The sequence below is a fragment of the Streptococcus mitis genome, from assembly GCF_003942685.1.
Taxonomy (GTDB): domain Bacteria; phylum Bacillota; class Bacilli; order Lactobacillales; family Streptococcaceae; genus Streptococcus; species Streptococcus mitis_CD.
Genome location: NZ_RJNR01000002.1, coordinates 16,336 through 28,284 on the forward strand (window position 1 = coordinate 16,336; position 11,949 = coordinate 28,284).

An 11,949-nucleotide genomic window follows, 5' to 3' on the forward strand; every position below is an offset into this window, starting at 1 on the left:
AGAATTTTTCGTATGGTTATATAGTTTTCTTTGCATCTATGTCCTCTATAACATCTTTCCGAAAAACTATAATTTTCTTGAAAAATAAATAAGTCTATGCTATACTACTAGTAGACTTATTTATGGAGAAAATACATGAAACGTGAGATTTTACTGGAACGAATCGACAAACTAAAACAAATCATGCCCTGGTATGTTCTGGAATACTACCAATCTAAGCTTGCTGTTCCTTACAGTTTTACAACCTTGTACGAATACCTCAAGGAATACGATCGATTTTTCAGCTGGGTTTTGGAGTCTGGTATTTCAAACGCTGATAAAATGTCTGATATTCCTTTATCTGTCTTGGAAAATATGTCTAAGAAAGACATGGAATCCTTTATCCTTTACCTACGTGAACGTCCTTTGCTGAATGCTAATACAACAAAGCAAGGAGTTTCTCAGACAACTATCAATCGGACTTTGTCAGCACTTTCTAGTCTTTACAAGTATCTGACCGAGGAGGTTGAAAACGACCAGGGGGAACCTTATTTCTATCGTAATGTAATGAAAAAAGTTTCAACCAAGAAAAAGAAAGAAACACTTGCTGCCAGAGCTGAAAACATCAAGCAAAAACTCTTTTTAGGTGATGAAACAGAAGGTTTTCTAACTTATATTGACCAAGAGTATCCACAACAACTTTCAAATCGCGCTCTCTCATCATTCAACAAAAATAAAGAACGTGATTTGGCCATTATTGCCCTTCTATTGGCGTCTGGTGTCCGCTTATCTGAAGCTGTTAATCTAGATCTAAGAGATCTCAATCTAAAAATGATGGTTATTGATGTCACTCGAAAAGGTGGCAAACGTGACTCTGTCAATGTCGCTGCCTTTGCCAAGCCTTATCTAGAAAATTATCTGGCCATTCGAAATCAACGCTATAAGACGGAAAAGACGGATACAGCCCTCTTTTTAACACTTTATAGAGGTGTTCCCAATCGTATCGATGCTTCCAGCGTGGAAAAGATGGTTGCTAAGTACTCTGAGGACTTCAAAGTGCGTGTAACTCCCCATAAACTGCGCCATACGCTAGCAACCAGGCTCTATGATGCCACTAAATCGCAAGTTTTGGTCAGTCATCAGCTAGGACATGCCAGTACACAAGTCACTGACCTCTATACCCATATCGTCAATGATGAACAAAAGAATGCTCTAGATAGTTTGTAAAATACATAAAATAAATTATGTAATATATAATTTTTAAAAAAGAAGCTGGTTGTAGGACCAGCTTCTTTTTGGTTTATCCTACTACCGCTTCAGCGATTTCTTCACGGCTAATACCAGCGAAGTAGCGTGTGATATCAATGGTTTCTAGCGCTTTAAGGACATCTTCGCGTTCGTATTTTACCCCACGAAGGACAGCTTCTACTGCAGCAACGTCTTCAATACCAAAGAAGTCACCGTAAATCTTGATGTCTTGGATTTTTGATTCGAGAACATTAGCAAAGACTTCCACCTTACCACTAGTGAATTTGGTTCCACGACGGACGTTAAATTCAGGTGATTTACCGTAGTTCCAGTCCCAAGTACCAAACTTAGTATCCTTGATTCGATTGATTTCAGCCAATTCTTCCTCAGAAAAAACGTATTCAGTCATCTCTGGGTACTCTTTTTTCATGTATTCCAGTAGTAAATCACGGAATTCTTCGACTGTGATTTTTTCTGGTAATTCATTGATAATATTGGTCACACGAGCACGAACAGATTTCACACCTTTTGATTCAAATTTATCCTTTGAAACCTTAAGGGCGTTAGCAAGGACTGACAAATCAACGTCAAAGAGCAAGCAACCGTGGTGCATGATACGGCCATTGATATAGGCTTGGGCATTGCCACAGAACTTCTTACCATCAATCTCAAGGTCATTACGGCCTGTGAACTCAGCTTTAACCCCAAGTTGAGCCAGGGTATTGATAACTGGAGTTGAGAAGCTCTTGAAATCAAAAGCCTTGTTTTCATCTTCTTTTGAGATGATCGTGTAGTTGAGGTTATTTAAATCGTGGTAAACGGCTCCACCACCGCTGATACGGCGGACCACCTCAATACCATTTTCTCGAACATAATCACGGTTGATTTCTTCGATGGTATTCTGGTGACGACCAACAATGATAGATGGCTTGTTAATCCAAAGTAGGAAGATTTGATCCTCATTCAAAAGGTGTTTAAAGGCATATTCTTCCAAGGCAATATTAAAGGCAGTGTCGTTTGAATGATTGATAATATATTTCATGATATCCCTTTATACGATAGAGACTGGAAAATACCTTTCCAGTCTAATCTATCTTTCTTTTATTTTTTCTTAGGTGAATGGATGGCCATTCCTAGAACATCCGCAAATGCTTCGTACATCACTTCAGAATAAGTTGGATGTCCGTGGATAGTTTTCAGCATTTCTTCAACAGTGATTTCCATTTCGATAATGCTTGACGCTTCATTGATCAATTCTGCAGCTGCAGGACCGATAATATGAACACCAAGGATTTCTCCGTATTTCTTATCTGCAATGACTTTTACGAAACCTTGAGCAGCATCTGAGGCAATAGCACGACCGTTAGCAGCAAAGTTGAACTTACCGATAGCAACATCGTATTTCTCACGAGCTTGTTCTTCTGTGAGACCTACTGCTGCTACTTCTGGGAGAGTGTAGATGGCTGCAGGAGTCAAGTTCAACTTGGCTACAGCATGATTTCCTTTAAGAGCATTTTCAGCAGCAACTTCACCCATACGGAAGGCTGCGTGCGCCAACATCTTCGTACCGTTGATGTCACCTGGTGCGTAGATACCTGGAATAGAAGTTTCCATGTATTCGTTGACCTTGATACGACCACGATCCAATTCAAACTCAACCTCTCCAATACCTTCAAGGTCTGGCACACGACCAATTGAAAGAAGAGCTTTGCTTGCGATGATATCGTCTTTTCCTTCAACCTTGATACGAAGTTCACCATTTTCCTCAATGATTTCTTGGAGTTTAGTGTCAGTTAAGATAGTCATACCTTTACGCTCAAGGGTCAAGCGAAGGTTCTTAGAAACTTCAGCGTCCATAGCTGGGACGATACGGTCCATCATTTCGATAACAGTCACTTTTGAACCAAATGTCATGAAGGCCTGACCGAGTTCGATACCGACAACACCACCACCGATGATAACAAGGCTTTCTGGAACTTCGTTCATTTCAAGAATGTCGTCACTGGTCATGACAAGTGAAGATTCCATACCAGGAACGTTGATTTTGCTGACTTTTGAACCACCAGCTAGGATGATTTTCTTGGTTTCAAGCAATTCAGAACCATTTACCAAGACATTCTTGTCTTTAGTAATCGTACCAATTCCTTTATGAACAGTAACTCCGTAGCTACGAAGAAGTCCTGCAACACCACCAACAAGAGTATTAACAACTTTAGATTTAGTTTCTAAAAGTTTTTCCATATCAACAGTGAAGTTTGGATTTTCGATGACGATACCACGGTTTGCGGCATGACCGATGTTTTCGATAATTTCAGCGTTGTGAAGATAGGTCTTAGTTGGGATACAGCCACGGTTCAAGCAGGTTCCACCAAGTTCAGATTTCTCAACAAGGGCAACCTTACCGCCGAGTTGGGCAGCTTTGATGGCTGCAACATAACCAGCAGGACCTCCACCAATCACAACGATATCAAAAGCATCATCGCTCTTACCATCATCGTTTGAGGCACTTGCTGCAGGTGCTGGGCTAGCTTCTGGCGATGCGGCTCCAGCTGTTGGGATGTTTTCCCCCTCTTCGCCAAGGTAACCGATAACTTCCGTTACAGGGACAGTTTCGCCATCTCCTTTGAGAATGGCAATCAAGTACCCATCTTCTTCAGCTTCCAATTCCATGCTGACTTTATCAGTCATGATTTCCAAAAGGATTTCTCCTTCTTTTACAAATTCTCCGACTTTTTTATTCCATTGGACGATTTGTCCTTCTGTCATATCCACGCCGGCTTTTGGCATAATTACTTCTAAGGCCATGTCTTCCTTCCTTTATCTATATCTTAAAAATGAATACTCTTGTTCTTAAATCAACATTGATATTGGATTTTCAATCAATTCTTTCAAGTCCTTCATAAACTTAGCACCAGCCATACCATCTACGACACGGTGATCAATGGTCAATCCTAGGCTCATGATAGGGCGAATCACAATTTCACCATTGACAACAACTGGCTTCTCAATTGTCGAGCTCACACCAAGGATAGCTGAGTTGGGTTGGTTGATGATTGGACCAAAGGACTGAACGCCAAACATTCCCAAGTTACTGATAGTAAATGTTGAATTTTGCAGTTCACTTGGAGCCAATTTACCATCCAAGGTACGACCAATAACATCTTTGAAGGCTACAACCAGTTCTGAAAGACTCATCTTCTCAGCATTGTAAACAACAGGTGTCATCAATCCATTATCCATCCCAACTGCCATGGCAAGATTGACATAGTTGTGAGTGATAATGGTCTTGCCATCTTCTGTCAATGAAGCGTTGATATAAGGGTGTTTCATAAGAGTCTTAACAACAGCAAGTGAAAGAAGGTCTGTTACAGTAGTCTTCTTCCCAGTTGCTTCCATGATTGGCTCAAGAACCTTCTTACGAAGAGCCAACATTTCAGTCATATCAACTTCATAGTTGAGGGTGAAGGTTGGCGCAGTTAGGTAAGATTCAACCATGCGTTGGGCAATAACCTTACGCATTGGTGTCATTGGAATACGTTCAATTTCACCGTATGGTGTTACGTTATCAGGGACTTCTTCCACTTTTTCAATCTGAGCAGGAGACTTAATGGTGTCGTTTTCGATATTTTCAGGAAGCAAGGCTAAAACGTCCTTCTTCATGATCTTACCACGGTGACCCGTTCCTTGGATTTCCTGCCAAGCAATATTATGTTCGAGGGCAATTCGTTTTGCAAGTGGCGAAATGCGAACCACGTTTGTGTCTTTATAAGTTTCCACGTCTTCTTTGTGGACACGACCGTTTGCACCTGAGCCAGAAACGTCGTAGAGGTTGATCCCTAAATCATCCGCTAACTTTCTAGCTGCAGGAGTCGCTCTTAGCTTGTCATCAGCCATGACCTCTCCAATTCTATTTATGATATTAAGCGCGCAGAGAGCACTGCACCTAAAAGATGCAAAGTTTCTCGTCTGCTTTATTTGTTTACATAATTTATCTTATGTAGTTCTATTCTTTGTTATATGTTTTTCGGATTGCTTCTTTAATACTTTCAACTGTTGGTATCATTGCATTTTCTAGGTTTTGTGCATAAGGCATTGGCACATCTTCTCCTGCACAACGGCGGATTGGTGCATCTAGATAGTCAAATGCTTCTGATTCTGAAATAATAGCTGAAATTTCACCGATATAGCCACTTGTCTTGTGGGCATCGTTGACCAGAACAACTTTACCAGTCTTCTTAACTGAGTTAATGATGATCTCCTTATCAAGCGGAACAAGGGTGCGTGGGTCAACAATCTCAACAGAAATTCCTTCTTCTGCTAATTCTTCAGCTGCTTGAACCACACGGCGAAGCATTTTTCCATAAGTAACAACTGTTACATCCGTACCTTCACGTTTGATTTCCCCAACTCCAAGTGGAATCGTATAGTCTGGATCAACTGGTACTTCCCCTTTTTGGTTAAATTCTGACTTGTACTCAAGGATAATAACAGGGTTGTTATCACGGATAGAAGACTTAAGCAGTCCTTTCATGTCCGCAGGTGTACCTGGTGCCACAACCTTAAGTCCTGGGATATGAGTGAACCAAGACTCTAGAGATTGTGAATGCTGGGCTGCAGATCCAACTCCATTACCAGCTGCACAACGTACAGTCATTGGAACCTGACCTTTCCCACCAAACATATAACGTGTTTTAGCAGCTTGGTTGACGATATTGTCCATGGCAATAACCGAGAAGTCCATAAAGGTCATATCGACGATTGGACGAAGTCCTGTCATGGCTGCTCCTGCTGCTGCTCCAGAGATGGCAGCTTCAGAAATCGGACAGTCACGAACACGTTCTGGACCAAATTCTTCAAGCATTCCAACAGAAGTACCGAAGTCTCCTCCGAAGACACCGACGTCTTCTCCCATCAAGAACACATTTTCATCGCGACGCATTTCCTCAGACATAGCAAGGATAATGGTGTCACGGAAGGACATTGTTTTTGTTTCCATTTTATCTCTTTCTCCTTAGTCTGCGTAAATATCTTCAAATGCTGATTCAAGCGGTGGGAATGGACTTTCTTCAGCAAATTTAACAGAAGATTCTACTGCTTCCTTAACTTGCGCTTGGATTTCTTCCAATTCTTCGGCACTTGCAATGTTATTTTCAATAAGGTAATTGCGGAGGTTTTCGATTGGATCTTTTTGTTTCCACAACTCCACCTCTTCACGCGTACGATATTTACCCGGGTCAGATGATGAATGGCCAAGCCAGCGATAAGTTACACTTTCAATCAATACAGGCCCATTGCCACCACGAACATGATCTACAGCTTTCTTAAATCCTTCATAGACGTCGATGACATTGTTACCGTCTTCGATGAACATTCCAGGAATTCCATATGCAGCACTACGTTGATGGATATGCTCTACATTAGTCATTTTCTTGATATCCGCAGAGATTCCATAACCGTTGTTAATGCAATAGAAAATGACTGGCAGGTTCCAGATAGAAGCCATGTTCACTGCTTCGTGGAAAACACCTTCATTGGTCGCACCATCTCCAAAGAAGCAGACTACGATTTTTCCAGTATGTTGCATTTGTTGGCTGAGGGCTGCACCAACAGCGATCCCCATACCACCACCTACGATACCATTGGCACCTAGGTTACCAGCATCAAGGTCGGCGATATGCATAGAACCACCTTTACCTTTACAGGTTCCAGTGTATTTGCCAAGGATTTCAGCCATCATTCCGTTGAGGTCAATCCCTTTGGCAATAGCTTGTCCGTGACCACGGTGGTTTGAGGTGATCAGATCATCTGGATTGAGAGCCAACATAGCACCCACGTTAGCTGCCTCTTCTCCAACAGAAAAGTGCGTCATTCCTGGCACTTTCCCTTTCTTTACCAATTGTGCAATTTTTAAGTCCATACGACGGATTTCTTCCATCTTACGGAACATCTCTAGCAAAAGATTTTTATCTAAAGTTAACATCTTCTTGCCTTTCTAAGTTTCTTCTTACCTTACTATTTTACCGTTTTTGGCAAATACTGTCAAAGTTTTTCTAAAGAAAATTTCACAAAATAAAAAAGAAAACCCCATGAAAACAAGGGATTTACTTATAAAGAATATTTTTTCACAAACTTTTTAGCGTTTAGATTTTTCTACAGATTCAAATCTCTTCATAATCACAGTTAAACGCCAACGGTAGAGAACCCCACTCACAATTAGACTAATAATCAAGCCGATCCAGTAAGAATAAGCTCCAAAATCTGTTAGGGAATCAAATAGCATAGCCACTGGGATTGCTACGCCCCAATAGCCAACCAAACCAAGGTAAAAAGGAATCACTGTATCCTTATACCCCCGCAAAATTCCCTGAAGGGGGGCCGCAAAGGTATCTGCTAACTGGAAGAAAAGGCTGTAAGTCAAAAAACGCGCTGTCAAATCGATAAATTCTGAGTCGTTCCCATAAAGACTGGCCACATTTCCCCTAAAAATGTAAAGAAAAGATAAGGTGAAGGCCGCAAAAATGAGGGCAGTCCATCTTCCTAGACCAATATAGGTTTTCGCATCATCAAATCGCTTGGCTCCAACTTCATAGGAAACGACAATAGCCATAGCCGATGAGATACTCATAGGGAAAGCATACATGAGAGATGAAAAATTCATAGCTGACTGGTGACTAGCGATAATCAAGGACGAAAACTTAGCCATAATCAAGCCAACCACGGAAAAGATAGCCACTTCCGCAAAGACAGTTCCCCCAATAGGCAGACCTAAGCGAACTCCTTCCTTGATTTTATTCATATTAAGTGGAATTCGTTTCTCAAGATGTAGGGCTTTGAGCTTCTCCTGTTTAAATAAAACCAGAACAGAAATCCCAAGCAAGACCCAGTAGGCCAAAGAAGTCCCTAAACCTGAACCAGCACCACCCAGCTCTGGAACTCCAAAGGCACCGTAAATCAAGAGATAGTTAAATCCACTATTCAAGGGAAGTAACAAAAGCATGAGGTACATGGACAGTTTGGTCAAGCCCAGCGAATCCAGCAAGGAACGAATGACACTAAAAAGCAACAAGGGGATAATTCCGATAGATAAAAACCAGAGATAGCGAACCGCTACTGCCGCCACCGGTGCTTCTAGTCCAATATGATTCAAGATTGGTGGTGCCAAGAAAAGCACCATCCCCAGCAAGACCACAGATAGACCCAAGGCCAGATAGATGAACTGGTAAAAATCAGACGCAACCTCTTCCTTTTTGCCTCGACCAAGATGGTGGCCAATGATGGGCACCAAGGCTGACACAATACCTGTTAGAAAGGTAAAGAAAGGATTCCAGATACTGGTTGCCATAGATACACCAGCCAAGTCCATGGTATTGTATTGGCCTGTCATAGTCGTATCAACAAAGGATGCAGAATAATTGGCAAATTGATAAATCAGGATAGGGAAAAATATCTTTAAAAATAAGATAAACTTGTCTTTAAAATGATGGGTTTGGTACATATAGGCTCTCTATTCTTTTTGTTTACAGAGCAGACTCCCACCTAGTTTTGATAGACGATTTGTCCCTTACAGATGGTATATTTAACCTGCCCTTTTAAGGTTTCACCAATGAATGGTGAATTAGCTGCTTTTGAAGCAAAATGGGAGTCCACAAGGCGGTCAGCCTTAGCATCAAAAATAGTAATATCCGCTGGACCATTCTCAGCCAAGTAACCTGCTTCAAAGTTGTAAAGCTTGGATGGGTTGTATGTCATTTTTTCAAGTAATTCCATCAAGCTTAACTCACCAGCTTCCACCAAATAGGTCAAGCCAAGAGATAGGGATGTTTCCAAACCTGTCATACCAGATGGCGCTTTGGTAATATCCTCAACATTTTTTTCATCTGCATGATGAGGCGCATGGTCAGTCGCTATAACTGTGATGACGCCTGATTTAAGACCTTCGATAACAGCACGACGGTCTGATTCCAAACGAAGCGGCGGATTCATCTTAGCATTGCTACCTTGTGTCAAAAGAAGTGCTTCGGTCTTAGAAAAATGCTGTGGCGCTACTTCTGCTGTTACTTGCGCACCCAATCCTTGAGCAAACTCCACTACTTTAACACTTTCTTCCTTAGACAAATGTTGAATATGAACATGGGACTTGGTTGCATAGGCAATCATGACATCACGCGCCATCATAGCGTACTCAGCCACCCCAGTTGCACCACAGATATGGAAATGTTCTTTAGCAATATTTTCATTAAAGCCAAGAATCCCATTCAAACCTGGATCTTCCTCATGAAGACTAATAAAGGTATTAAGCTTTTTAGCTTCCTCCATGGCTTCCTTGACAACTTTACTGCTTTCAAGTGGAATACCGTCATCAGAGAAACCAACCGCACCTGCTTCTAAGAGTGCCTGAAAGTCTGTCAAATCTTGGCCATTAAAATTCTTAGTAATGGTCGCAACCGTCTTGACATTGATTTTTTCCTTGGCAGCTGACTGGAGAACTTCTTGCAAAGTCTCCACGTCTGAAATGGTTGGACTGGTATTAGCCATCATGACAACAGTTGTAAAACCACCTGCAGCGGCTGCTAGGGCACCCGTATGAATATCTTCCTTGTGGGTTTGACCAGGTTCACGGAAATGAACATGAATATCGACCAAGCCAGGAGCAACTACAAGACCAGTAGCATCAATTATCTCTGCTCCTTCTTCTTTAATCTCAGGCGCAATTTTGATAATTTTCCCATCTTGAACTAAGACATCACAAACTTGATCCAAACCAGACTTGGGATCCATTACACGACCATTTTTGATTAGTAGCATCTGCTTTCTCCTTTATTCATAGAAATCAACTTGGGTATCCAACAATTTATCCCCATCATAAACAAACTTGGCTGAAAAGAAGGGTTTATCCTCTAAAAGCCACTCAACAAAGGTATGGTCACCTTCCCAAGTCGGCTTGCTTAAGACTTCATCATAGGGAACCCATTCCAGCGTTCCCTCATTACAGTCAATCAAGTCCCCCTCAAACTCTGTCACCTTAAAAACATAGGTGTACCAGTCTAAATCTGGTGTAAATTCAGGAAAAGTGATGACGCCTTTTAGAACTGGCTTGGCTTTGAGCCCTGTTTCTTCGAGGATTTCACGCGCCGCGCATTCTTGAGGGGTCTCCCCTCGCTCTAGCTTACCACCCACACCAATCCATTTGCCTTCATGGACATCATTAGGCTTCTTATTACGATGGAGCATGAGCAGTTCTTTTCCGTTATCAATGTAGCAAATCGTCGCTAACTGAGGCATATTTTCTCCTTATCTAAGCCAATCGATTGGCTCTTGTCCTGTCTCTTTTAAGAATGCATTGGCCTTGGAAAAAGGCTTGGAACCCCAAAATCCTCTATAAACTGACAAAGGACTAGGATGGGCTGATTCGATAATCAAGTGATGAGGATTGGTAACTAAGGCCTTCTTCTTGCGTGCAAAAGAACCCCAAAGGACAAAGACTACAGGTCTATCCAGATTATTGACAACCTTAATAACCGCATCTGTAAAAGGTTCCCATATCTGACCAGCATGACCATTGGCCTGTCCAGCAGGAACCGTCAAACAAGCATTAAGAAGCAAGACTCCTTGCTCAGCCCAAGCTGTCAAATCATGAGATTTCTTAACGCCGATATCATCTGACAATTCTGTCAAGATATTTTGCAGAGATGGCGGTGCTGGAATAGAGTCAGGTACAGAAAAACTCAAGCCCTGCGCTTGACCTGGCCCGTGATAGGGATCTTGCCCTAGAATCACCACCTTAACTTCTTCAAGCGGTGTTGTCAAGAGAGCTTGAAAAACCTTTTCCTTGGGCGGATAAACAGTACCCTGAGCATAGACCTGCTCCATAAACTGATTGATTTTCCCAAAATAACCCTCAGGTAATTGCGCCTTAATCAAAGCATGCCAAGACGAGTGTTCCATAGCCGACTCCTTCATTTTTACTGCCTCTATTATAGCAAAAAGTGGCTATGGAAACCACTTTTTACAGTTTATCTAAGCAATCCAGCAAGTCTTGGTAAGAATGAACTTCGTAAGTCGGCTGGGCTAGTGTGTGATTTTCGAGGTGATGAGGATTGTACCAGATAGTGTCAATTCCAGCATTATTGCCACCCTGAATGTCGGCGGTTAGGGAATCTCCAATCATCAGCGTCTCTTCTTTGCTAAAACCTACAATCTGTTGACCAATTTTTTCATAAAAGAGAGCATCAGGCTTTTGTGTTTGCAACTGTTCTGAGATAAAAACTTGATTGAAATAAGGTGCTAGACCAGATTGAGTCAAACGCCCTGTCTGAATGGCAGTAATGCCATTTGTCGCAGCATACAAGTCATAATCTCGCTCGATGAGGATATCCAAGAGTTCATGAGCGCCTGAAAAAGTTTGTCCCTGTTGAGCGAGGTAAAATTGGTAACGATGGGCTAGAAAACTACCGTCTTTTTCCTGTCCAAAGTGAGCAAATAGACGAGAAAAGCGCGTGTTAACCAACTCTTGTTTACTGATTTTCTTTTGCTCTAAGTCCTTCCATAGAGCCTTGTTCATAGGAACATAATAGTCTTTATAAGCCTGAATATCTGTAACCCCTTCTTCTTTTAGGAGTTGCGTCAAAGCCACATCCTCAGCAGCATCAAAATCAAGAAGAGTGTGGTCGAGGTCGAAGAGTAGAAATTTGTAGGACAATTTGAGGTTTTCCTTTCTAGGTA

The 11,949-nt window shown here is 41.8% G+C and carries 11 protein-coding genes; 1 reads left to right on the forward strand and 10 read right to left on the reverse strand.

Translation table 11 applies throughout. From position 1 onward, the window contains the following. Positions 1-135: 135 nt before the first annotated feature. Complete coding sequence (gene xerS, locus D8855_RS01895; protein WP_049491412.1) at positions 136-1,206, forward strand: tyrosine recombinase XerS; 1,071 nt, start codon at positions 136-138, stop codon at positions 1,204-1,206. 73 nt (positions 1,207-1,279) lie between these two features. On the opposite strand, the gene D8855_RS01900 is transcribed toward xerS, so the two are convergent. The 10 genes from D8855_RS01900 to pynA all read right to left on the reverse strand — a co-directional run bounded on the left by D8855_RS01900 (position 1,280) and on the right by pynA (position 11,926). Next, positions 1,280-2,269 carry a lipoate--protein ligase gene (locus D8855_RS01900; protein WP_125415657.1) on the reverse strand — a complete coding sequence of 330 codons (990 nt, stop codon included), beginning with the start codon at positions 2,267-2,269 and terminating at the stop codon, positions 1,280-1,282. A 59-nt stretch (positions 2,270-2,328) separates the two neighbouring features. Beyond that, positions 2,329-4,032 carry a dihydrolipoyl dehydrogenase gene (gene lpdA, locus D8855_RS01905; RefSeq protein ID WP_125415660.1) on the reverse strand — a complete coding sequence of 568 codons (1,704 nt, stop codon included), beginning with the start codon at positions 4,030-4,032 and terminating at the stop codon, positions 2,329-2,331. A gap of 45 nt (positions 4,033-4,077) precedes the next feature. Further along, a complete protein-coding gene (locus D8855_RS01910; protein WP_000752716.1) occupies positions 4,078-5,121 on the reverse strand; it encodes a dihydrolipoamide acetyltransferase in 1,044 nt (347 codons plus the stop codon). Positions 5,122-5,230: 109 nt separating this feature from the next. Further along, complete coding sequence (locus D8855_RS01915) at positions 5,231-6,223, reverse strand: alpha-ketoacid dehydrogenase subunit beta (RefSeq protein WP_125415663.1); 993 nt, start codon at positions 6,221-6,223, stop codon at positions 5,231-5,233. Between the two features lie 15 nt (positions 6,224-6,238). Then, a complete protein-coding gene (locus tag D8855_RS01920) occupies positions 6,239-7,207 on the reverse strand; it encodes a thiamine pyrophosphate-dependent dehydrogenase E1 component subunit alpha (RefSeq protein ID WP_125415666.1) in 969 nt (322 codons plus the stop codon). A gap of 153 nt (positions 7,208-7,360) precedes the next feature. Then, on the reverse strand, positions 7,361-8,722 hold the full coding sequence (gene pdrM, locus D8855_RS01925) for a sodium-coupled multidrug efflux MATE transporter PdrM (RefSeq protein WP_125415669.1): 1,362 nt from the start codon (positions 8,720-8,722) through the stop codon (positions 7,361-7,363). Positions 8,723-8,763: 41 nt separating this feature from the next. Next, positions 8,764-10,032 (reverse strand): dihydroorotase, encoded by a 1,269-nt coding sequence (locus D8855_RS01930; RefSeq protein WP_125415672.1) that lies wholly within the window; start codon positions 10,030-10,032, stop codon positions 8,764-8,766. Between the two features lie 12 nt (positions 10,033-10,044). Next, positions 10,045-10,509, reverse strand: coding sequence for an NUDIX hydrolase (locus D8855_RS01935; protein ID WP_001135768.1), 465 nt, complete (start codon positions 10,507-10,509; stop codon positions 10,045-10,047). 9 nt (positions 10,510-10,518) lie between these two features. Then, entirely contained in the window at positions 10,519-11,172 is a 654-nt protein-coding gene (locus D8855_RS01940; protein WP_070843060.1) for a uracil-DNA glycosylase, read from the reverse strand. 61 nt (positions 11,173-11,233) lie between these two features. Next, positions 11,234-11,926 (reverse strand): pyrimidine 5'-nucleotidase PynA, encoded by a 693-nt coding sequence (gene pynA, locus D8855_RS01945; protein ID WP_125415674.1) that lies wholly within the window; start codon positions 11,924-11,926, stop codon positions 11,234-11,236. Positions 11,927-11,949: the final 23 nt, after the last annotated feature.

Excerpts from the sequence above, each read along its gene's own strand:
- xerS (WP_049491412.1), top strand. The coding sequence starts at position 136 with ATGAAACGTGAGATTTTACTGGAACGAATCGACAAACTAAAACAAATC.
- D8855_RS01900 (WP_125415657.1), bottom strand. The coding sequence starts at position 2,269 with ATGAAATATATTATCAATCATTCAAACGACACTGCCTTTAATATTGCC.
- lpdA (WP_125415660.1), bottom strand. The coding sequence starts at position 4,032 with ATGGCCTTAGAAGTAATTATGCCAAAAGCCGGCGTGGATATGACAGAA.
- D8855_RS01910 (WP_000752716.1), bottom strand. The coding sequence starts at position 5,121 with ATGGCTGATGACAAGCTAAGAGCGACTCCTGCAGCTAGAAAGTTAGCG.
- D8855_RS01915 (WP_125415663.1), bottom strand. The coding sequence starts at position 6,223 with ATGGAAACAAAAACAATGTCCTTCCGTGACACCATTATCCTTGCTATG.
- D8855_RS01920 (WP_125415666.1), bottom strand. The coding sequence starts at position 7,207 with ATGTTAACTTTAGATAAAAATCTTTTGCTAGAGATGTTCCGTAAGATG.
- pdrM (WP_125415669.1), bottom strand. The coding sequence starts at position 8,722 with ATGTACCAAACCCATCATTTTAAAGACAAGTTTATCTTATTTTTAAAG.
- D8855_RS01930 (WP_125415672.1), bottom strand. The coding sequence starts at position 10,032 with ATGCTACTAATCAAAAATGGTCGTGTAATGGATCCCAAGTCTGGTTTG.
- D8855_RS01935 (WP_001135768.1), bottom strand. The coding sequence starts at position 10,509 with ATGCCTCAGTTAGCGACGATTTGCTACATTGATAACGGAAAAGAACTG.
- D8855_RS01940 (WP_070843060.1), bottom strand. The coding sequence starts at position 11,172 with ATGGAACACTCGTCTTGGCATGCTTTGATTAAGGCGCAATTACCTGAG.